We start from the raw sequence: 20,324 nt of genomic DNA on the forward strand, positions 1-20,324 counted from the left end.
CGGGACCTCTCCATGACTGACAAGACCGAAGGCGGCGACGTCCGCCTCTCCGGGATCAGCAAGCACTACGGCACCTTCACCGCCGTGCACCCGCTGGACCTCACCGTCCCCCAGGGCTCCTTCTTCGCCCTGCTCGGTGCCTCCGGCTGCGGCAAGACCACCACCCTGCGCATGATCGCGGGCCTGGAGGAGCCCTCCACCGGCACGGTCCACCTCGGCGACCGGGAGGTCACCCACCTGCCGCCGTACAAGCGCCCGGTCAACACGGTCTTCCAGAGCTACGCGCTCTTCCCGCACCTGAGCATCTTCGAGAACATCGCCTTCGGCCTGCGCCGCCGGGGCATCAAGTCGGTCAAGAAGCAGGTCGACGAGATGCTGGAGATGGTCCAGCTCGGCCAGTTCGCCCAGCGCAAGCCGCACCAGCTCTCCGGCGGCCAGCAGCAGCGCGTCGCCGTCGCCCGAGCCCTGATCAACCACCCGCAGGTGCTGCTCCTCGACGAGCCCCTCGGCGCCCTCGACCTAAAGCTGCGCCGCCAGATGCAGCTGGAGCTCAAGCGGATCCAGACCGAGGTCGGCATCACCTTCGTGCACGTCACGCACGACCAGGAGGAGGCCATGACCATGGCCGACACGGTGGCCGTGATGAACGGCGGCCGCGTCGAGCAGCTGGGCGCTCCCGCCGAGCTCTACGAGAACCCGCGGACCACCTTCGTCGCCAACTTCCTCGGCACCTCCAACCTCATCGAGGCATCGGTGGAGTCCGCCGGATCCGACGTCGTCGTCTCGGCCTCCGGCACCACCCTGCGGCTGCCCGCCACCCGGTGTTCGACCACGCCCCGGGCCGGCGGGAAGCTGCTCGTCGGTGTCCGCCCGGAGAAGGTGTCCCTCGTCCCGGCCGAGGAGGAGAGCGCCATCGCGGCCGGCCGTAACAAGATCACCGGCCGGATAGCCGCCTCCTCCTTCATCGGGGTGTCCACCCAGTTCGTCGTCGACAGCCCGGTCTGCGCCGAGCTGGAGGTCTACGTCCAGAACATCGAGCGCGACGCCCGCCTGGTCCCGGGCGCCGAGGTGGTCTTGCACTGGAACCCGGAGCACACCTTCGGACTCGACGCGGCCCAGGACATGGAAGCGGGCATCGAGACGGTCGAGGAGAGCGCGTGACCGCCACCGCCGCGCCGCCCCAGGCGCCCGCCCCCGCCGGACCCCCGGTCCACAAGCCGTCGACGCGCAAGCGGCTGGTCCCGTACTGGCTGCTGCTGCCCGGCATCCTGTGGCTGCTGGTCTTCTTCGTGCTGCCGATGGTCTACCAGGCCTCCACATCGGTGCAGACCGGTTCCCTCGAAGAGGGCTTCGAGGTCACCTGGCACTTCCGGACCTACTGGGACGCCTTCACCGAGTACCTGCCGCAGTTCCTGCGCTCCCTGCTCTACGCCGGCACCGCCACCGCGCTGTGCCTGCTGCTCGGGTACCCGCTGGCCTACCTGATCGCCTTCAAGGCGGGCCGCTGGCGGGGCCTGCTCCTGGTCCTGGTCATCGCGCCTTTCTTCACCAGCTTCCTGATCCGCACGCTGGCCTGGAAGACGATCCTGGCCGACGGCGGCCCGGTGGTCGGCGCCCTCAACGCGGTCGGCTTCCTCGACGTCACCAGCTGGCTCGGCATGACCGAGGGGGACCGGGTGCTGGCCACGCCGCTCGCGGTCGTCTGCGGCCTGACGTACAACTTCCTCCCCTTCATGATCCTGCCGCTGTACTCCTCGCTGGAGCGCATCGACACCCGTCTCCACGAGGCGGCCGGGGACCTGTACGCCCGCCCCGCCACGGTCTTCCGGAAGGTCACCTTCCCGCTCTCCATGCCGGGTGTGGTCTCCGGGACCCTGCTCACCTTCATCCCGGCGAGCGGCGACTACGTCAACGCCGAGCTGCTCGGCTCCACGGACACCCGGATGATCGGCAACGTCATCCAGTCGCAGTACCTGCGGATCCTCGACTACCCGACGGCGGCCGCGCTGTCCTTCATTCTCATGGCCATCGTGCTGATCATGGTCACCATCTACATCCGCCGAGCGGGGACGGAGGACCTGGTCTGATGCGCACACCCCTCACCTGGCTGCGGCGCAACCTGGTCGTGATCGCCGGCCTCGGCACGCTCGCGTACATGATCCTGCCGAACGTCGTCGTCACCGTCTTCTCCTTCAACAACCCCTCCGGGCGCTTCAACTACGCCTGGCAGGAGTTCTCCCTCGACGCGTGGAAGGACCCCTGCGGCGTCGCCGACCTGTGCGGGTCCCTCGGGCTCTCCCTCCAGATCGCCCTGTGGTCCACGCTCGTGGCGACCGCCCTCGGCACCGCCATAGCCTTCGCGCTCGTGCGCTACCGGTTCAGGGCGCGCGGCGCGGTCAACTCGCTGATCTTCCTGCCCATGGCCATGCCGGAGATCGTGATGGCGGCCTCGCTGCTCGCGCTCTTCCTGAACATGGGCATCCAGCTGGGCTTCTGGACGATCCTGATCGCCCACATCATGTTCTGCCTCAGCTTCGTCGTCGCCGCCGTCAAGGCCCGCGTCCTGTCCATGGACCCGCGGCTGGAGGAGGCCGCCCGGGATCTCTACGCGGGCCCGGTGCAGACCTTCGTACGGGTGACCCTGCCCATCGCGGCACCGGGTATCGCGGCGGGTGCGCTGCTCTCCTTCGCGCTCTCGTTCGACGACTTCATCATCACCAACTTCAACTCGGGCAACACCGTCACCTTCCCCATGTTCGTGTGGGGATCGGCCCAGCGCGGTACGCCCGTGCAGATCAACGTCATCGGTACGGCGATGTTCGTCATCGCGGTGCTGGTGGTCCTCGCCGGCCAGTTCGCCGGCAACCGCCGCAAGAAGGCACAACCGAAGTAGTTCCGTAGTTTCCCGTAGGGAGTTGGAAGACATGGCCCCAGTCGCCATGCGTAGTGTTGCGAAATCCCTTTCCGAAGCGAAGCCGGTCTCGTACTGGCTGGACGACCCCGGCAAGCCCGCGCCGCAGCCGGCGCTCACCTCGGACGAGCGCTGCGACCTGCTGGTCATCGGCGCCGGCTACAGCGGCCTGTGGACCGCGCTGCTCGCCAAGGAGCGCGACCCCGAGCGGGATGTCGTACTGATCGAGAGCAAGGAGGCGGGCTGGGCCGCCTCCGGCCGCAACGGCGGCTTCTGCGCGGCCTCCCTCACCCACGGCCTGAGCAACGGGCTCGCCCGCTGGCCCGGCGAACTGGCGAAGCTGGAGGAGCTGGGCGCCCGCAACCTCGACGCCATCGAGGAGGCCGTCGCCCGCTACGGCATCGACTGCGACTTCGAGCGGACCGGCGAGATCGACGTCGCCACCGAACCGCACCAGGTCGAGGAGCTGCGCGAACTCCACGAGGAGGCCAAGCGCCTGGGCCTGGCCGGCGGCTCCGAATGGCTCGACGGCGACGCCGTGCGCGCCGAGGTCGACTCCCCGACCTTCCTCGCGGGCCTCTGGGACCGCGACGGCGTCGCCATGCTCAACCCGGCGAAGCTGGCCTGGGGCCTGAAGCAGGCGTGCCTGGACCTCGGGGTGCGGATCTACGAGCACACCCGCGGCCTGAAGCTCGCCCCGGCGGGCCGCGGGATGACCGTGCAGACGCCCTACGGCACGATCCTCGCCCGCCGGGTGGCCCTGGGCACCAACATCTTCCCGTCGCTGGTCCGGCGGATCCGGCCGTTCACCGTCCCGGTCTACGACTACGCGCTGATGAGCGAGCCGCTGGACGAGGCGCAGCTGGCCTCGATCGGCTGGAAGCGGCGGCAGGGCCTGGGCGACAGCGCCAACCAGTTCCACTACTTCCGGATCACCAGGGACAACCGGATCCTGTGGGGCGGCTACGACGCGATCTACCCCTACCGCGGCAGGCTCGACTCCGAGTACGACCACCGCCCCGAGACCTACCTCCGGCTCGCGGAGCACTTCTTCACCGCCTTCCCGCAGCTGGAGGGGCTGAAGTTCAGCCACGCGTGGGGCGGTGCGATCGACACCTGCTCGCGCTTCTCCGCCTTCTTCGGCACGGCGCACTCCGGCAAGGTGGCGTACGCGACCGGGTACACCGGCCTCGGCGTGGGGGCCACCCGCTTCGGCGCGGACGTGATGCTGGACCTGCTCGACGGGCTCTCCACCGAGCGCACCCGGCTGGAGATGGTGAAGTCCAAGCCGATGCCGTTCCCGCCCGAGCCGTTCGCCTGGACCGGGATCGCGCTCACCAAGTGGTCCCTGGCCCGCGCCGACGCCCGGGGCGGGCACCGGAACCTGTGGCTCAGGACGCTGGACCGGTTCGGCCTCGGTTTCGACAGCTGAGCCGGCCGCGCGCCCCGGCGCGCACCGCCCCCTTCGCCGTGTGACCTGATTCACCCACACGGGGTGGGGAAACCCGCGTCATGGCCGCGCCCGGCCCCGCTCTCTGCGGGTGAGAACCCCTCACCTACAGGGAACGGAGGCCGGGCGATGACGACCCCGGGGGAAAAGGCCGCGGTGGACTGGCTGGTATCGGCGGCGCCCGATCCCGGTGCCTGCCGGCGGGAGTGGGAGCACGACCCCCTCGGGGTCGCCCTGCTGCCCGCGGGGCGGCTCTGGGACGTGCTGGTCCTGCCGGGGGAGCTGGGGCGGGCCACGCTCGACGTGCTGGATCCGCTCACCGACCGGCCCGGCCCGGTGCTCGCCGACTTCGGTGCGTCGCGGCTGGGCTTCTTCGTGCCCCCGGGCACCGCCTCCCACTGGATCGGCACGGGCGTACGGGGGGCCGGGCGCGGGGCGTGGATCGTGGTCCCGTACCCCGGCCGGGCGACCGGGGGAGTGCGCTGGGAGGTGCTCCCGGACGGGGAGGGGACCCTGACGGACCCGGTCCTGCTGGAGCTCGCGATGCACGAGGCGGCCGCCTGCGCGGCGGTGGGGAGGGTCCGCAGCCCTTGACAGGAGACGAAGAAGACCGACGGCCGGACGTACCGGACCCGCGGTACCTGGCCCGGCCTGCGCGGCCTGATGACCTGGTCGATCAACTGGGACCGCTTCGGGGGCCGGGAGTTCAGCCGGAACTTCGACGCGTACTACGGCAGGACGGCCTGAAGGACCGCCTGACCGCCAGCAGCAGCGGCGTGCACAACAGCAGGCTGGCCAGCACGTCCAGCGGCCAGTGGAAGCCCCGCAGCACCAGCCCGACGGCCGTCGCCCCCGTGAGCACGAGGGCGGCGGCCGCCGGCCACCCCCGGCCCAGGTATGGCCGCACGAGCAGGGCCGCGCCCGCGTACGCCACGAAGGCCGTCGCCGTGTGGCCCGAGGGGAAGTAGCCGGCGGCCCACGGCTCCAGGGGGCCGGGGCGGGCGGTCCACTCCTTCAGCGGGACGACGAGGGCCGGCACCAGGGCCATGGCCAGCACTGCTGCGGCCGCGCCGCGGCGCTCGCCGCGCAGGGCGGCGTACCCGGCGGCGAGGAGCAGCACGGGCAGCGCGACCGGGATGTTCCCGAGATCGGAGAGGGACTCGGTGACCGCGTCGGGGACGGTGCGCACGAGCGCGGCGCTCAGCCGGGCGTCCCAGGACAGCAGCGGGCCCCGCACCAGGACCTGCCAGGTGATCAGGGCGAAGAGGAGTGCGCAGAGCGCGGAGGCGGCGAACGCGCCGGGAAGGGTGGCCGGCCGTCCCGGAACAGGGGGGATGGTTCCGGGACGGCCGCCCGGACCGGGTTGCCGCACGCCCCGGGGGGTTTGGGGCGGCCGGCTGTCCGATCGGTGAGGAGTGTGCGCGAACGCATGCCCGGTACGGCGCTGGGGAAGCCCGGTACCGGTATCGCCCCCGGTTTCCCGGGAGCGGGCTGTTTCACTCATCTGCAGAAACCGTACGGCAGTGGAAGGGGGACCGACAGCAGGAACGCGCTCCCGCCATCGGCCCCCCACACCTTCTTCACAGTGCCCGCCCGTTACCGTCGGTAGGTGGGCAGCGCGCTGCGCTCGGACGTTCTAGACGTCGAGCACGTGGTCGTGTCGACCGTGGCTGTCGAGGCTCAGATGTCCGTGCCGATGGCCGCGAACGCGGCCTCGATCAGGTCCAGGCCCTCGTTCAGCAGGTGCTCGCCGATGACGATCGGCGGGAGGAAGCGGAGCACGTTGCCGTAGGTGCCGCAGGTGAGGACGAGGAGGCCCTCGGCGTGGCAGGCCTTGGCGAGCGCGCCGGCCGCCTCCGGGAACGGGGTCTTGGACTCCGGGTCCTTGACCAGCTCGATCGCGATCATGGCGCCGCGGCCGCGGATGTCGCCGATGATGTCGTACTTCTCCTGCATGGCCGACAGGCGGGCCTTCATGATGGACTCGATCTTCTTCGCCTTGGCGTTGAGGTCGAGCTCCTTCATGGTCTCGATGGAGCCGAGCGCACCCGCGCACGCCACCGGGTTGCCGCCGTAGGTGCCGCCCAGGCCGCCCGCGTGGGCGGAGTCCATGATCTCGGCGCGGCCGGTCACGGCGGCGAGCGGCAGACCGCCCGCGATGCCCTTGGCGGTGGTGATCAGGTCCGGGACGATGCCTTCGTCCTCGCACGCGAACCACTGGCCGGTGCGGCAGAAGCCGGACTGGATCTCGTCGGCGACGAAGACGATGCCGTTCTCGTTGGCGAACTTCACGATCGCCGGGAGGAAGCCCTTGGCCGGCTCGATGAAGCCGCCCTCGCCGAGGACCGGCTCGATGATGATCGCGGCGACGTTCTCGGCGCCGATCTGCTTGGTGATCTGGTCGATCGCCTGGGCGGCGGCCTCGGGGCCGCAGTTCTCGGCACCGGTGGGCCAGCGGTAGCCGTAGGCGACCGGGACGCGGTAGACCTCGGGGGCGAACGGACCGAAGCCGTGCTTGTACGGCATGTTCTTCGCGGTCAGCGCCATGGTGAGGTTCGTGCGGCCGTGGTAGCCGTGGTCGAAGACGACGACGGCCTGGCGCTTGGTGTACGAACGGGCGATCTTGACGGCGTTCTCGACGGCCTCGGCGCCGGAGTTGAACAGGGCCGACTTCTTGGCGTGGTCGCCCGGGGTCAGCTCGGCGAGGGCCTCGCAGACCTCGACGTAGCCCTCGTACGGGGTGACCATGAAGCAGGTGTGGGTGAAGTCGGCGAGCTGCGCGGAGGCGCGGCGCACGACGGCCTCGGCGGAGGCGCCGACCGAGGTCACGGCGATGCCGGAGCCGAAGTCGATCAGCTGGTTGCCGTCGACGTCCTCGATGATGCCGCCGCCCGCGCGGGCCGTGAAGACGGGCAGCACGGAGCCCACGCCGCCGGCCACGGTCTGCAGGCGGCGCGCCTGCAGCTCCTGCGACTTGGGGCCGGGGATCGCGGTGACGATCTTGCGCTCCTGCGGGACAGCAGTCATAGAGGGCTCCTGGGGGGTGTTTTCGGACGCACTTGTGTCTTTGTCCGCAGGCTAGGCCCGGGAGCGGGGGTCCTGCATGCTCCGTTCGGTAGTGATCTCAGCGTGTCCTTGTCCGCGACGGCCATAGGAAGGATCCGGAGCGTGTCTCGTGGATCAGGACCGGGTACGGGCGCAGAGCGCCCCCGAGCCCTGGGCCGGGCACTAGATTGAGCGCCGCAGGGCAAGGGATGGGCAGGGGGCAGGGGTTCATGGACACCGAGGGAACGTACGACGGACAGGCGACCCAAGCGGGTCACGTACCTAGGCCTGCCACATCGCCTGAACACCCTCCGAAACCCCTTCACGCACCTGCCAGCGCCCCCGGACAGCTGCCGCCCCTCGCCGCATGGATCAGCGCGCCGCGCCCGGCCGCCGATCCGGGCATCTGGCGCTACGGCCACACCCCGCGGGCGGCGGCGGAGCCCGAGCGGACCCCCGACCGGGCCCTGGCGAGCGGCGCGCTCATCTCCTTCCTGGGCTGCGTACTCGTGTGGTCCCTCATGCGCAACACCTACATCCCCTTCTGGGACACACCGCTGAAGTTGTTCACCCCGAACAGCTGGTGGGCGGCGAACGGCGAACCCGTCGCGAAGACGGGTGGTGTGCAGGCCAAGCCGATCTACGAGCTGCTCTTCGTCGCGGCGCTCCTCTACGGCTTCGGGAGGCTGGGCAACTGGCGGACCGTCTGGACGCGCCTGGTCGTCGCGCGGGGCCCCGTCGTCCAGGCCCTCGCGGCAGTTCCCCTGGCCTGGGTGACGATCCTCCTCGTGCACAACTACCAGCTGCCGCTGCGGCAGCTCGCGGAAGGGTTCCTCACCTTCGACGGCGATCCGGTGGCCAACCGGGCCCTCGTGGACACCACCCGGACCGTGATCGACGTGGTGCTCGTCCTCGCCTTCGCCCTCCTCGGCGGTGTCGTGGGCCTGGTCCGCCGCCTGGTGGGTGCCGGCGGCGCGAAGGGACCGGCCACCACCGACCGGCCGCCCATGGCGGGCCCCGAGGCCGGCGGGCTCGAAGACCCCGTGCGGTGGCCGCAGTTGCGGGCGGCCGGGCTGGGGGAGGTGGCCGATCGGCTGGAGGGGGAGGCCGGGGGCGGGCGGATGAACGATGTCGACTACGCCCGGATCCGGCGGGCGTGGGACTCCGTCCGCGTCGATCCCTCTCGCATGCGTGCCTTCGCCGACTCCGTCCGCGACAAGGGCGCCGGGGCCTGCGTGCACCCCTCCGGGGACCGGGACCTGCCCGTGCGGGCCGCCCGGCACGACCTGCTGGCCCGGCAGGTGCTCCTCGGCACCGTCGAGGACGGCGTCCGCAACCCCTACGCCCGCCGCGGCACCTCCCTCGCGCTCGACCCCGACGTGCTCGGCACCTCCCTGCTCGCCGTCGGCCCCTCCGGCACCGGCAAGACGCAGCGCCTGGTGCGGCCCGTCGTGGAGTCCCTCGCCCTCCAGGCCCTCGCCGGCCAGGCCGCCGTCGTCGCCGTCGGCGCCGCCGGGGCCCAGCTCGGGCCCGACGCCGCCTACGACGTCGTCGTCCGCATCGGCGACCCCGGCTCCGTCTACGACCTCGACCTCTACGGCGGGAGCACCGACCCCGACGAGGCCGCGACCCTGCTCGCCGAGGCCTTCGTCGGAGACGTTCCCGGCATCGACGTCCGCCGGGCAGCGACCGCCCTCGCCCAGCTCCTCGGGCCGTTCCGGACCGCGTACGGCCGTTTCCCCGCCGTGCCCGAGCTGCGCGAGCTGCTCGACCAGGTCCCCGCCGCCTTCGACGCCCTGCGCCGCGAGCTCGCCGCCGACGGCGCCGCGCACCACACGATGCTGCGCGAGCTCGACGCCCGCACCCGCCAGCACGGGGCGCACGGCGACCCCGGACCGGCCCTCGCCGACCGGGTGGCCCTGCTGGACCGGCCCGCGTTCGCCGGCTTCTTCGACACCACCGGCCAGGGCCGGCCCTTCTCGCTGCGCGCCCTGGAGCACCCGATCAGGGTCCGCGTCGACCTCCCCGAGCGGGGGCACGCCGACGCCTCCCGGATGCTGGCCCGGCTGCTGCTCGCCCAGTTCAACGCCGCCGCGGCCGCCCGCGCCGACCGCTCCCTCTTCGCCTTCCTCGCCTTCGACGACGCCTCGCACACCCTGACCCCGGAGACCGTGCGCGGCGTCCAGCGACTGCGCTCGGCACACGCGGGCGTCCTGCTCACCCTGCGCACGCTGGACGACGTACCGGAGGCGCTGCGTACGCCGCTGCTCGGGGCGGTCGGCTGCCGGATGGCCTTCTCCGGGGTTACCACCTGGGACGGCAAGCGCTTCGCCGAGGCCTGGGGCACCGAGTGGGTGGAGACGCGCGACGTCACCCAGCGCACCGTCTTCGCCGACCAGCCGCTGACCCGCGCGATCCACGCCTTCCGCAAGCTCGTCACCGGCAAGGCGGTCACCACGGACGCGGTGACCGTGCGGCAGGTGGAACGGGAGCGGTGGTCAGCCTCGGACCTGGCACACGCCGTGCCCCCCGGGCACGCCGTGCTCTCGCTCACCTCCGTGAAGGGGGAGCGGGCGGCCCCGCTGCTGGTCCGGCTGGCCGGAACGGCCTGAACCGCGCCCCCGACCCGTACGAGGTGGCAGAATCGAGGGGAGTCGTTCGTACGACACGGCGAAAAGCGTCGGGGGCTCCTCCACCGCTCCCTCCCGCGTCCCCGCAGTCCCCTCCCGCTCCGAAGGCCCCTGGTAACCGATGCCGCTGACCCTCGCCTCACTCGTCCAGCACTCGGCGCTCAAGCTCAGCGTCCGGGCGGGCGAGAGCCGCCTGGACACCCCCGTGCGCTGGGCCCACGTCAGCGAGCTCGCCGACCCCGTCCCCTATATGGAGGGCGGGGAGCTGCTGCTGATCACCGCGATGAAGCTGGACGCCGACGACCCGCAGGAGATGCGGGCCTACGTACGGCGCCTGGCCGCCGCCGGAGTGGTCGGCATCGGCTTCGCGATCGGCGTCAACTACGAGGCGGTCCCCGAGGCACTGGTCGAGGCGGCCCGGACCGAGGACATGCCGCTGCTGGAGGTGCCGCGCCGGACGCCCTTCCTCGCGATCAGCAAGGCCGTCTCCGCGGCACTCGCGGCGGACCAGTACCGGGCGGTCACCGCCGGGTTCGAGGCCCAGCGCGAGCTGACGCGCGCCGCGCTCTCCGCCGACGGGCCCGCCGAACTGCTGGCGAAGCTCGCGGCGCACGTGCACGGCTGGGCCGCGCTCTACGACACCTCCGGCGCGGTCGTGGCGGCCGCCCCCGACTGGGCCGCGCGCCGCGCCGCCCGGCTGACCCCCGACGTGGAGCGGCTGCGCGAGCGGCCCGCGCCGGCGAGCGCCGTGGTCGGAGGGTCCGAGGACCGCGTCGAACTCCAGTCCCTGGGCACCGGCCGACGGGCGCGCGGCGCGCTCGCCGTCGGCACCGGCGCCCCGCTGGGCACCGCCGAGCGGTACGCCGTCCACTCCGCGGTGGCGCTGCTGACGCTCACCACCGAGCGGTCGCGGTCGCTGCACGACGCCGAGTCCCGGCTGGGCGCGGCGGTGCTGCGGATGCTGCTGGCGGACGAGCCGGACCACGCCCGGGCCGTGGCCGGCGACCTGTACGGGTCCCTGCTGGACGCGCCGTTCCGGCTCGTCGTGGCCGAGCCGGCGCTGGCGGGCACGGCGCAGCCCGAGGGACTGGCGCTGCTCGCCGACACGGTGGAGTCGGCGGCGGCCCGTACCGGGGAGGCGCTGCTGGTGGTCCCGGAGCCGGGACGGCTCGTGGTCCTCGCCTCCGACGCCGGGTCGGCCGTACAGGCGTGCACGGACCACGCGGAGACCCTGGAGGCCCGGCGCGGCCGGGACGCGGCCGGCCCGGAGCCGGACGAGCTGGTCATCGGGCTGTCCGCGCCCTCCGGCCCCGGCGGGGTCGCCGCGGCCCTCAAGCAGGCCGACCAGGCGCTCGCCGTGGCCCGCCGGCGCGGGCGCCCGATGGTGGAGCACGAGGACATGGCGGCGGGCTCGGTCCTGCCGCTGCTGGCCGACGACGCGGTACGGGCCTTCGCGGACGGCACCCTGCGGGCGCTGCGGGAGCACGACGCGACGGGACGCGGGGACCTGGTGGCCTCGCTGCAGGCCTGGCTCTCCCGGCACGGCCAGTGGGACGCGGCCGCGGCCGACCTCGGCGTGCACCGGCACACCCTGCGCTACCGGATGAAGCGGGTCGAGGAGATCCTCGGCCGCTCCCTGGAGGACCCGGACGTCCGCATGGAACTGTGGCTCGCCCTCAAGGCCACCTCCACCACTCCCGGCTAAGGGGTGGCCGACGGGCGACAGTGACAAAGCGGCGCGACTGCGACGGCGCGTACTACACCCCGGATAAACGCCGAATCCCCCGCGGAGTCCTACGGTGGAGGGGTCAGGACCCACCGCACACTTTTCGAAGGGCCGGGATTCGCATGACTTCCACCCACGCCTTCTGGCTCGCCGGCCGCCAGGCCACCGGCGAGGACAGCTTCGACGTCCACTCTCCGTGGGACGGCCGACTGGTCGCCGCGGTCAGCGTGCCCACCGACGCGCAGGTCGAAGAGGCCGTGGCCGCGGCGTACGCCGTGACGGCGGAGTTCTCCGCGACCCCCGCCCACGTACGGGCCGCGGCCCTGGACCACGTGTCCAAGCGGCTCGTCGAGCGCACCGAGGAGATCGCCCAGCTGATCTCCGCCGAGAACGGCAAGCCCGTCAAGTGGGCCCGCGGTGAGGTCGGCCGTGCGGTGTCCGTGTTCCGCTTCGCCGCGGAGGAGGCCCGTCGCTTCAACGGCGGCGAGGCCCAGCGCCTCGACACCGACGCCGGTGGCGTCGGCCGCCTCGCGCTGACCCGTCGCTTCGTCAAGGGCCCGGTCCTCGGCATCGCGCCGTTCAACTTCCCGCTGAACCTGTGCGCCCACAAGGTGGCCCCGGCCATCGCCGTCGGCGCGCCGATCATCCTCAAGCCGGCCCCGGCCACGCCGCTGTCCGGCCTGATCCTCGGTGAGCTGCTCGCCGAGACCGACCTCCCGGCCGGCTCCTGGTCGGTCCTGCCGGTCGCGAACGACAAGATGCCCGCCCTGGTCAAGGACGAGCGCCTGCCCGTCATCTCCTTCACCGGCTCCGACACCGTCGGCTACGCCATCCAGCAGTCGGTGCCCCACAAGCACTGCACCCTGGAACTCGGCGGCAACGCCGCGGCCGTGGTCCTGGACGACTGGTCCTCCGACGCCGACCTCGACTGGGCCGCGACCCGCATCGCGACCTTCTCGAACTACCAGGCCGGCCAGTCCTGCATCTCCGTGCAGCGCGTGATCGCCGACGCCTCCGTCTACGACCGCCTCGTCGAGAAGGTCGTCGCGAAGGTCCAGGCCCAGGTCACCGGTGACCCGAACGACGACGCCACCGACGTCGGCCCGCTCGTCTCCGAGGCCGCCGCCCAGCGCGTCGAGTCCTGGGTCGACGAGGCCGTGTCCGCCGGCGCCAAGCTGCTCACCGGCGGCAAGCGTGAGGGTGCCTCGTACGAGCCCACCGTCCTCGCGCACGTCCCCGAGGGCGTCAAGCTCGCCACCGAGGAGGTCTTCGGCCCGGTCCTGACCCTGCTGCGGGTCGAGAACACCGACGAGGCCTTCGCCGCGGTGAACGACTCCAAGTTCGGTCTGCAGACCGGCGTCTTCACCCGCAACGTCCAGACCGCGTTCCGCGCCCACCGCGAGCTCGAGGTCGGCGGCGTGATCATCGGCGACGCGCCGTCCTACCGCGCCGACCAGATGCCCTACGGCGGCGTCAAGCAGTCCGGTGTGGGCCGCGAGGGCGTCCGCTACGCGATGGACGACTACACCTACGAGCGGGTCCTGGTCCTGACCGGCCTCGACATCTGATCTCGTACGGCCCACAAAGCCGACGGCCGGAGCCCACTGTGCGGGGGCTCCGGCCGTCTTTTGCATGTGTGGCCTGACCTGCGAGAAACCTCCAGATCACGGCTGTTTCTCATGGACGCACGGGAACACCGGCGCCAGGTTTGCGCCTCGGCGGACCACGGCGTTTCTGCTTGCTGCTAAAAGTGGTCGGGGAGCCAGGGTTCGAGGTCGGTCGTGGTCCGGATGAGAACCGACAGGGCTTCCTCAGCCACGGAGTGGACCCCGGCCATGCGGGCGGACGTGGTGGTGCGGTAGCCGCCCGCGTACCAGACCGCCAGATGCCGCCGGGTCAGGGTGACCTTCCCTTCGGTGGACGTAGGGGCGAGTTCGGCAGCGCCGTCCTGGATGTGGAGCACCCAGCGGTCCCAGCTGTCGCCGGTCGCGCTCTCGATCTCGAGGGGGACCGTGGTGGTGAGGCTGGTCGGCCAGCCGCGGAGTCGGATGGCTTCCGGGGCGTCGAGGATGCGGAGCATCCAGGGGTGCCAGGACTCGGCGGTGGTCCGGTGGTGTCGGAGCCCGTGGAGGAGGGTGGGGTAAGGCGGGAGGGTGCCGCGACGGAACTCGATCGTGCGGGCTCGCGTGTTGTGGCGGCCGAGGAAGGTGAGCATGGCCGCGGCGGTGGGTTGGCTGGCTGCCCAGAAGTCATGGACGACCAGGCTCATGCCGTGGCGCTCGTGCCGCTTGGCGGCGAGGGTGAGCAGGCCGGCGGTGGGGTGGCCGGGGCGGTTGAACCGATAGGCGGTGAGGCCGCTCTTGGCCTCCTTCCATTTCGTCCACCAGTTGGGCCGGTGGACGGGGCCGTTCCACTGCCGGGCGAGGTCACGCTGAAGGTCCTGGGCGTCGTCGGTGAGACCGTGCTCGACCTCGAAGTCGTCGCTGGTGAAGGACTGCCTGAGGTCGTCGGTGGCGACGGCCCAGGCGAGAACGGGGACGGGGGCTTCCCAGCCGAGGCGGCGGGCGTAGCCGGTGGAGGAGGTGGTGATGGCTGAGATGACCGCCCCGCGCTCGATCAGGGGGCGGAGCCGCTCGGCTGTCATGGCGGTGGCCAGGTGGTCGCCGCGTTCTTCGGGTGCCACGCAGCCGTCGCCGAGGCAGGCGCTGGGGACGGGGGCGCCGCCGAAGAACTGGTCGACGAGGAGACCGAGGCCGCCCGCGACGACGCGGCCGCCGCGGACGGCGACTTGGAGGTCGGCGTGGTCGCGGAGGTGGGTGATGTCGTGGACAAAGTGGCCATAGGCGCGGGTGGCGAGCTGGTCGTACTGCTGCCAGAGGACGCTGTCGGCCGGGCGGAAGGTCAACTGTTCGCTCATGGTCGCTTCTAGTAGTTGGTGGCGTCGCGGGCGGCGTCGGCGTCCAGGGGGATCAGGAAGACTCGGATGAAGGTCACCACGGTGGCCCCTGTCTGGTTGTGGCCGGTGGTGTGGCAGGTGATGACCCCTTCACCGGGCTGGCTCTGGGAGGGGCGGCGGGTGAGGATCTTCGTCTGCGCGTACAGGGTGTCGCCGATATGGACGGGGGCGGTGAAGCGGACGCGGTCGAGGGAGAGGTTGGCGGTGGTCAGGCCGCTGACGCTGCGTACGGTCATGCCGCCCACGAGGCTGAGGGTGACGCCCGAGCACACCAGGAGTCGGCTGCTGTGGTGGGTGTCGGTGTGGATGGGGGCGACGTTGCCGCTCAGGGCGGCGCCCAGGAGGCTGTCGGTCTCGGTGACGGTCCGGCCGGGCCGGTGCTCGATGACCAGCCCGGGGGTGAGGTCGTCGTAGGCCAGTCCGACGGTCTCGCGGATCCGGTCCTGGCCGAGCGTGCGGTAGCCGTACGGGAGCCCGGGGCTCACGGGGTGCCGTCCACGTCGGCGACGAGCTTGCGGGCGCGGGTGAAGAAGGGGTTGCCGACCATCCGTCCGTCGACGGAGGTGACGCCGCCGCAGCTGGCCTCGGCCGCGGCGACGATCGCGCGGGCGTAGGCGATCTCCTTCTCGGTGGGGGTGAACACGCCGTTGATCACGTCGATGTGGCGGGGGTGGACGCAGCCCTTGCCGTAGAAGCCGAGTTCCTTGGCCCGCTCGGCGTCGCGGCGCAGGGTGTCGGGGTCGTCGAGTTCCCAGGTCGGGGCGTCGATGACGGGGATGTTCGCGGCGGTGGCGGCGTTGATGAGAGCGCTGCGGGCGAAGTGGAGGGCGTCCCAGCCGGTGCTGCAGCGGACGGTGGCGGCGTAGTCGGCGGAACCGAAGATGACGCCGCCGAGCCGGGGCGCTGCCATGATCACGGGGAGGTGGTCGAAGGCCCGGGGGCTTTCGACCAGGGCCCAGATGTCGGGGGTGTAGCCGTCGCTGTCGAGGACGGCGGCGACGAGTTCGATGTCGCGGGGGGATTCGACCTTGGGGACCACGATCAGGTCGGGCCGGGCGGTGTAGGCAGCGAGGGCGACGAGGTCCTTGGTGCCGTCGAGGGTGAGGGGGGAGTTGATGCGGATGCCGAGGGTGCACGGTGGGTCGGGCTGGGCGAAGAACCCTTCCGCGGCGGTGCGGGCGGCCTGCTTGTTGGCAACCGCGACGGAGTCCTCGATGTCGACGACGGCGACGCCGGCGCCGGAGGTCTGCGCGGTGGTGAACCGCTCCGGGCGCCAGCCGGGGGTGATGATCCAGGCCCGTCCGGGCCGACGGTGGCTGGTGTTCATCGGGGTGTTCACCTTCCGGTGCGCTTGGTGTGGATGAGGAGGTCGAGCTGGCCGAGGTTGGCGGCCTCCTTGATCTCGCTGTCGCTGATGTCGAGGCCGTAGCGGTCGGTGAGGAGGACGGACAGCTCGACTATGGCGAGCGAGTCGAAGCCGGCCTGGTCGAGGCTGGCGTCGTCGGTGAGCTGGTCCGTGGGCAGTTTGAGTTCGTCGCGCAGGATGCTGACGAAGTCACCGGTCATACGGAGGTCCCCTTTCCGGGGTGTCGGGGTGGGGTGAGGCCGGGCCAGGTGAGGGTGGTGGCGCCCCAGGTCAGGCCGGCGCCGAACGCGGTGAGCAGGACGCGGTGTCCGGGGCGTAAGCGGCCGTCGGCGGTGGCGTGGGCCAGGAGCAGGGGGATTGAAGCGGCGCCGGTGTTTCCGACGTGCTCGATGTTGGTGAGCTGCCGGTCGCTGGGAATGCCGAGACGTCGGGCGACGAAGGTGGTGATGCGGGCGTTGGCCTGGTGCGGGACCAGGCGGTCGATGTCGTCCAGGTCCCAGCCGGCCGCGCGGGCGGCCGTGGTGGAGGCGGTGCACATGCGGTCCACCGCGTGGCGGAAGACGTCGGCGCCGTCCAGGTGCAGGGTGCCGGGGTGGTGGGCGTGGATCAGGTCGGCTCCGGTGCCGTCGCTGCCCAGGGCCATTGGGCCGAGCGCTCCGTGTTCGTCGGGGTGGCCGCGGCGTAGGAGCACGGCTGCGGCGGCGTCGCCGAAGAGGGGGACCGTCGTCCGGTCGTCGGGGTCGGGAAGGCTGGCGAGCCGGTCCGCGCCGATGACCATGACCGTCTCGGCGGTGGCGGCCGCGAGGTGTCCGGCGGCGGTCGCGAGCGCGTAGAGGAAGCCGGTGCAGCCGGCGGCGAGGTCGTGGGCGGGGATGCCGGTGAGGCCGAGCCGGGAGGCGACGGCGGGCGCGGTGGCCGGGCAGCAGCGGTCCGGGGTGGTGGTGGCCACCACCAGCGCGTCCACGGTCACCGGCGCTCCGGTGGCCAGGGCCTGGCGGGCGGCCCCCACGGCGAGGTCAGCGGTGGAGGCCTCGGCGCCCGCGATGTGGCGGCAGGCGATGCCGGTCCGCGAGCGGATCCACTCATCCGAGGTGTCGAGTCGGCCGGTGAGGTCGGCGTTCGTCACGACGTGCGGGGGCAGGGATGCGCCGACCCCGCACACGACCGCGGCCCGCCCCGGGGCGGTGGCGGTCATCGGGCGGCCGCCTTGAGCTGACGGGTGACGTCGCCGATCAGGTCCTCCTGCCCGGCCACCACCTGGCGCTCGCCGAGTGCGAGGAACAGGTCGACGGGATCCACGCCCGCGCGGAGCGCGGCCTGGAGCACCGGCTTCTTGAAGCCGGAGAACACCCCGGCCACCCCGCTGGCCACGCTGATGGAGTCGATGCGCGGCGGGGCCTCCATCAGCCGCTCCTGGGCAAGGTCGGCCGCCGCCAGAATTGCCCGCAGCCCGATCCCGGTGTCGAAGCCCCGTCGTTCGAGGACGGCCACGAGGACTTCGAGCTGGGTGTTGCCCGCCCCGGCGCCGAAGCCGCGGGCGGTGGCGTCGATGATGGTCGCCCCGGCCTCTGCGGCGGCGAGCGAGTTCGCTACCGCCAGGCCCAGGTTGTTGTGGCCGTGGAAGATCACCGGTACGTCCACTGCTTCGGTGATGGCGTGGATGCGTTCGATGACGTCGGCAGGGAGGTAGTGGCCGGCGGAGTCCATGATGCCGACCGCCTGCGCGCCGAACTTCACCAGCAGGGCGCACTGTTCGGCGAGCCGGTCGGGGCGGGCCATGTGGCTCATGAGCAGGACGCCTTGGGCTTCGGCGCCGAGATCGCGTACGACGCCGAGGTGGCGCTCGGTGACGTCGGCTTCTGTGCAGTGCGCGGCGATGCGGACCACGTCCGCGCCGCGGTCGACGGCGGCGCGCAGGTCGTCGGCGGTGCCCCAGCCGGGCGCCATGAAGACGCCCATCTTCGATGTGGTGAGCGCCTCGCGGACGGTGGTGAGCATGACGGGGTCGGGGAGCTTGGCCCGGCCGATCTGGAGGCTGGAGGCGCCCAGGCCGTTGCCGTGGCCGACCTCCACCACCGGCACGCCGGCGGCGTTCGCGGCGGTGGCGTAGGCGCGGAGTTGGTCGGCGTCGAGCCGGTGGGCGACCGCGTGGTGGCCGTCGCGCAGCGTCGGGTCATGGAGGAGGATCCGGGGCCGCTGGATGGTGTTGGTGTCCATGTGAGGGTTCTCCGATGTCAGCGCGCGGCCGCGTACTGCTCGGCGAGCAGGACGGCGGCGCCGTTGATGATGTCGACGCTTCCGGCGTGGCGGGGCAGTCGGCCACCGGTAGCGGTGACCTCCACCGCGAGGGCGATCCGGCCCGCGTCTACGACGAGGGAGGTCACCTTGAAACCGGGCGCGTACGCGCGTACGGCGTCGGCTGCCGCCGCGATGGTGGTGCGGACCGGTGCCGGGCGGATGCCGTCGGCCAAGAGGGTCATGGCCACCCGGAACGGCGGCTCCGGCCGGGCGGGCGAGAGGTTGACCATCACCTTCGCGTCCCGGGTGCCGGTGAATGTGCGGATCGCGGCTGAGGTGGTGGCGATGTACTGGTCCAGGTTGAGCCGGGTGGCCCGGCCGGCGCTCGCGCTCGCTCCGGTGGAGACCAACTCGATGTAGGAGGGGGCGCAGCGCTGCGAGATCGCGTGCAATAGCGGGATGGCGGCCTGGCCCCCGCAGCTGACCAGGTTCAGGTGCTGATGGGCGGGCGCCTGGGCGCCGTTGACGGTCGGCACGATCACCTTTCCCACCCCGGTGGGAGTCAGGTCGATCAGGGCCGTGCCGGTGCCTCGCAGGGCGGCCCAGTGCTCGGCGTGGCTGTCGGCGTTCGTGGCGTCGAAGACCACATCGAGCGGACCGGCCGCCAGCACGGCGGCGATTCCGTCGGGACTGGTCGCGTATCCCATGTCGGCGGCCCGGTGCAGGCCCAGACTGTCCCGACTGCGGCCCGCCACCAGGGCGAGTTCCAGCTCCGCCGACCGGCTGGCCTTCTCGGCGAGGTCGAGACCGATCAGGCCTGCGCCGAGCACCGCGACACGCAGGCGTCGTTCATCAGCAGCCATCGGCCGCTCCTTCGTCAAAGAGGGGGAGGGATACATCCGCTGCCGACCGGACCGAGCCGGGGCGGGTGCCGGGGCTACAGCACGTGGAGCTCGACCGGCGGCAGGTGCGGGGAGCGGGCGCGCACGGTGGTGCCCGCTTCCAGCGGGAGGCTGGCGTGCACAGCCCCGGCCAGGACCAGCTGCCCGGCCCGCAGGCGGTCTCCGGAGCGGTGAAGCCGCTGCGCAAGCCAGACCAGTGGGCGGAAAGGGTCGTCGAGCACCGCCCGCCCCTCCCCCGTGGCCACCGCCATGCCGTTGACGCTGACCACCACCGGCTCCGCAGCCGGGTCCACATCGGTGCTCAGCGCGACCATGGGGCCGGTGACGACCCGCGAGCAGCTGGCGTTGTCGGCGATGCTGTCCGCGAGCGCGAGCCGCCAGTTGGTGAAGCGGGTGTCGATCACCTCCAGGGCGAGGAGCACCTCCTTGACCGCCGCGCGGGCGGCCGCGGTGTCCACGTCCGGGCCCGCCAGGTCGCAGCCGAGCACGAACGCGATCTCCGCCTCCACACGCGGCTGCAACAGCTCCCTGCGGTGCAGTCGGCTGCCGCTGGGCAGCACCATGTCGTCCAGGAGGACACCGGAATCCGGCTCGCTGACGCCCATCTGCTGCTGCATGGCCTTCGAGGTCAGACCGGCCTTGTGACCGACGACGCGGGCGCCGCTCGCGATCCTCCGCGCCACCGCCGCGGCCTGCACGCGGTAGGCGTCCTCCAGGGACAGGCCCGGCGACCGCACGGTCAGCGCGGTCAGCGGGGCCCGCTGGCGTTCCGCTGCCAGAAGGGCATCCGCCGTATCGGCGATCCACTGATCTTCCCGCTCATCCATAGAGATTCCTCCCAGGGCATGCGGAACCGGGGCCTCGGTTCGCAGAAGTTGGCACCGGAGCAGATCCGGGCCGATGGCTGACGCCGACCGGCCGGGCTCGGGCCTGATGAAGAGTCAACCGCGAGGCCTGTCCCAGCGGTACGGTGGCGGGCAGGCCAAGCGGTATATCGGGTATATCCGGGCAGGTGCTCATGACCACGCGCACGCCGAACGTCCAGCTCAGCGGCCTTGTCGCCGAATCGGGCCTCACTTATGAGGCCCTTGGCAAGGTGG

The 20,324-nt window shown here is 72.1% G+C and carries 18 protein-coding genes and 1 pseudogene; 9 read left to right on the top strand and 10 right to left on the bottom strand.

The features are described from left to right. Positions 1 to 12 precede the first annotated feature (12 nt). The 6 genes and pseudogenes from AAT21_RS10295 to AAT21_RS38770 form a co-directional block, all read left to right on the top strand. Positions 13 to 1,161: an ABC transporter ATP-binding protein gene (locus AAT21_RS10295; protein ID WP_046776357.1), complete on the top strand. Its 1,149-nt coding sequence runs from the start codon at positions 13 to 15 to the stop codon at positions 1,159 to 1,161. After that, a complete protein-coding gene (locus tag AAT21_RS10300; RefSeq protein ID WP_046776358.1) occupies positions 1,158 to 2,087 on the top strand; it encodes an ABC transporter permease in 930 nt (309 codons plus the stop codon). Before AAT21_RS10295 ends, AAT21_RS10300 begins: the two co-directional genes overlap by 4 nt. Beyond that, entirely contained in the window at positions 2,087 to 2,893 is an 807-nt protein-coding gene (locus AAT21_RS10305) for an ABC transporter permease (protein WP_046776359.1), read from the top strand. Before AAT21_RS10300 ends, AAT21_RS10305 begins: the two co-directional genes overlap by 1 nt. 31 nt (positions 2,894 to 2,924) lie before the next feature. Further along, complete coding sequence (locus AAT21_RS10310) at positions 2,925 to 4,343, top strand: NAD(P)/FAD-dependent oxidoreductase (protein ID WP_046776360.1); 1,419 nt, start codon at positions 2,925 to 2,927, stop codon at positions 4,341 to 4,343. A gap of 147 nt (positions 4,344 to 4,490) precedes the next feature. Then, the gene (locus tag AAT21_RS10315) at positions 4,491 to 4,955 is read left to right on the top strand and encodes a hypothetical protein (RefSeq protein WP_046776361.1); all 465 of its coding nucleotides are present in this window, start codon (positions 4,491 to 4,493) and stop codon (positions 4,953 to 4,955) included. Between the two features lie 6 nt (positions 4,956 to 4,961). Next, positions 4,962 to 5,108: pseudogene (locus AAT21_RS38770) on the top strand (chitinase); the annotation flags it as partial. Here AAT21_RS38770 and AAT21_RS10320 read toward each other — a convergent pair. Both AAT21_RS10320 and gabT read right to left on the bottom strand, forming a co-directional pair. Continuing rightward, a complete protein-coding gene (locus tag AAT21_RS10320; RefSeq protein ID WP_046776362.1) occupies positions 5,068 to 5,865 on the bottom strand; it encodes a phosphatase PAP2 family protein in 798 nt (265 codons plus the stop codon). The pseudogene AAT21_RS38770 and the gene AAT21_RS10320 sit on opposite strands and share 41 nt — an antisense overlap. Positions 5,866 to 6,041: 176 nt before the next feature. After that, complete coding sequence (gabT, locus tag AAT21_RS10325; protein WP_030958620.1) at positions 6,042 to 7,388, bottom strand: 4-aminobutyrate--2-oxoglutarate transaminase; 1,347 nt, start codon at positions 7,386 to 7,388, stop codon at positions 6,042 to 6,044. 248 nt (positions 7,389 to 7,636) lie between these two features. On the opposite strand from gabT, the gene AAT21_RS10330 reads away from it, so the two are divergent. The 3 genes from AAT21_RS10330 (at position 7,637) to AAT21_RS10340 (ending at position 13,330) form a co-directional block, all read left to right on the top strand. Beyond that, on the top strand, positions 7,637 to 10,018 hold the full coding sequence (locus AAT21_RS10330) for a hypothetical protein (RefSeq protein WP_046776363.1): 2,382 nt from the start codon (positions 7,637 to 7,639) through the stop codon (positions 10,016 to 10,018). A 139-nt stretch (positions 10,019 to 10,157) separates the two neighbouring features. Then, positions 10,158 to 11,741, top strand: coding sequence for a PucR family transcriptional regulator (locus AAT21_RS10335; protein ID WP_046776364.1), 1,584 nt, complete (start codon positions 10,158 to 10,160; stop codon positions 11,739 to 11,741). Between the two features lie 143 nt (positions 11,742 to 11,884). Next, positions 11,885 to 13,330 (top strand): aldehyde dehydrogenase family protein, encoded by a 1,446-nt coding sequence (locus AAT21_RS10340; protein ID WP_046776365.1) that lies wholly within the window; start codon positions 11,885 to 11,887, stop codon positions 13,328 to 13,330. 176 nt (positions 13,331 to 13,506) lie between these two features. Here the strand turns inward: AAT21_RS10340 and AAT21_RS10345 are convergent, their stop codons facing one another. The 8 genes from AAT21_RS10345 to AAT21_RS10380 all read right to left on the bottom strand — a co-directional run bounded on the left by AAT21_RS10345 (position 13,507) and on the right by AAT21_RS10380 (position 20,051). Further along, a complete protein-coding gene (locus AAT21_RS10345; RefSeq protein ID WP_046776366.1) occupies positions 13,507 to 14,679 on the bottom strand; it encodes a GNAT family N-acetyltransferase in 1,173 nt (390 codons plus the stop codon). 8 nt (positions 14,680 to 14,687) lie between these two features. Next, complete coding sequence (locus AAT21_RS10350; RefSeq protein ID WP_046776367.1) at positions 14,688 to 15,203, bottom strand: MaoC family dehydratase; 516 nt, start codon at positions 15,201 to 15,203, stop codon at positions 14,688 to 14,690. After that, positions 15,200 to 16,045 (bottom strand): HpcH/HpaI aldolase/citrate lyase family protein, encoded by an 846-nt coding sequence (locus tag AAT21_RS10355; protein WP_046777221.1) that lies wholly within the window; start codon positions 16,043 to 16,045, stop codon positions 15,200 to 15,202. The genes AAT21_RS10350 and AAT21_RS10355 overlap by 4 nt, the downstream gene beginning before the upstream one ends. Positions 16,046 to 16,053: 8 nt before the next feature. Beyond that, positions 16,054 to 16,284 carry an acyl carrier protein gene (locus AAT21_RS10360; protein ID WP_046776368.1) on the bottom strand — a complete coding sequence of 77 codons (231 nt, stop codon included), beginning with the start codon at positions 16,282 to 16,284 and terminating at the stop codon, positions 16,054 to 16,056. Then, a complete protein-coding gene (locus AAT21_RS10365; protein ID WP_046776369.1) occupies positions 16,281 to 17,279 on the bottom strand; it encodes a beta-ketoacyl-ACP synthase 3 in 999 nt (332 codons plus the stop codon). The genes AAT21_RS10360 and AAT21_RS10365 overlap by 4 nt, the downstream gene beginning before the upstream one ends. Further along, positions 17,276 to 18,301: a 4-hydroxy-2-oxovalerate aldolase gene (gene dmpG, locus AAT21_RS10370; RefSeq protein ID WP_046776370.1), complete on the bottom strand. Its 1,026-nt coding sequence runs from the start codon at positions 18,299 to 18,301 to the stop codon at positions 17,276 to 17,278. The genes AAT21_RS10365 and dmpG overlap by 4 nt, the downstream gene beginning before the upstream one ends. A 17-nt stretch (positions 18,302 to 18,318) precedes the next feature. Then, positions 18,319 to 19,185: an acetaldehyde dehydrogenase (acetylating) gene (locus tag AAT21_RS10375; protein WP_107081236.1), complete on the bottom strand. Its 867-nt coding sequence runs from the start codon at positions 19,183 to 19,185 to the stop codon at positions 18,319 to 18,321. A 74-nt stretch (positions 19,186 to 19,259) separates the two neighbouring features. Then, the gene (locus tag AAT21_RS10380; protein ID WP_046776372.1) at positions 19,260 to 20,051 is read right to left on the bottom strand and encodes a 2-keto-4-pentenoate hydratase; all 792 of its coding nucleotides are present in this window, start codon (positions 20,049 to 20,051) and stop codon (positions 19,260 to 19,262) included. Between the last annotated feature and the right edge of the window lie 273 nt (positions 20,052 to 20,324).

The organism is Streptomyces yangpuensis, assembly GCF_001005295.1.
GTDB classification, from domain to species: Bacteria; Actinomycetota; Actinomycetes; order Streptomycetales; family Streptomycetaceae; genus Streptomyces; species Streptomyces yangpuensis.

Bases quoted from the DNA above. Each gene is read 5' to 3' on its own strand.
- AAT21_RS10295 (WP_046776357.1), top strand. From the start codon at position 13: ATGACTGACAAGACCGAAGGCGGCGACGTCCGCCTCTCCGGGATCAGC.
- AAT21_RS10305 (WP_046776359.1), top strand. From the start codon at position 2,087: ATGCGCACACCCCTCACCTGGCTGCGGCGCAACCTGGTCGTGATCGCC.
- AAT21_RS10310 (WP_046776360.1), top strand. From the start codon at position 2,925: ATGGCCCCAGTCGCCATGCGTAGTGTTGCGAAATCCCTTTCCGAAGCG.
- AAT21_RS10315 (WP_046776361.1), top strand. From the start codon at position 4,491: ATGACGACCCCGGGGGAAAAGGCCGCGGTGGACTGGCTGGTATCGGCG.
- AAT21_RS10320 (WP_046776362.1), bottom strand. From the start codon at position 5,865: ATGAGTGAAACAGCCCGCTCCCGGGAAACCGGGGGCGATACCGGTACC.
- gabT (WP_030958620.1), bottom strand. From the start codon at position 7,388: ATGACTGCTGTCCCGCAGGAGCGCAAGATCGTCACCGCGATCCCCGGC.
- AAT21_RS10330 (WP_046776363.1), top strand. From the start codon at position 7,637: ATGGACACCGAGGGAACGTACGACGGACAGGCGACCCAAGCGGGTCAC.
- AAT21_RS10335 (WP_046776364.1), top strand. From the start codon at position 10,158: ATGCCGCTGACCCTCGCCTCACTCGTCCAGCACTCGGCGCTCAAGCTC.
- AAT21_RS10340 (WP_046776365.1), top strand. From the start codon at position 11,885: ATGACTTCCACCCACGCCTTCTGGCTCGCCGGCCGCCAGGCCACCGGC.
- AAT21_RS10345 (WP_046776366.1), bottom strand. From the start codon at position 14,679: ATGAGCGAACAGTTGACCTTCCGCCCGGCCGACAGCGTCCTCTGGCAG.
- AAT21_RS10355 (WP_046777221.1), bottom strand. From the start codon at position 16,045: ATGAACACCAGCCACCGTCGGCCCGGACGGGCCTGGATCATCACCCCC.
- AAT21_RS10360 (WP_046776368.1), bottom strand. From the start codon at position 16,284: ATGACCGGTGACTTCGTCAGCATCCTGCGCGACGAACTCAAACTGCCC.
- AAT21_RS10365 (WP_046776369.1), bottom strand. From the start codon at position 17,279: ATGACCGCCACCGCCCCGGGGCGGGCCGCGGTCGTGTGCGGGGTCGGC.
- dmpG (WP_046776370.1), bottom strand. From the start codon at position 18,301: ATGGACACCAACACCATCCAGCGGCCCCGGATCCTCCTCCATGACCCG.
- AAT21_RS10375 (WP_107081236.1), bottom strand. From the start codon at position 19,185: ATGGCTGCTGATGAACGACGCCTGCGTGTCGCGGTGCTCGGCGCAGGC.
- AAT21_RS10380 (WP_046776372.1), bottom strand. From the start codon at position 20,051: ATGGATGAGCGGGAAGATCAGTGGATCGCCGATACGGCGGATGCCCTT.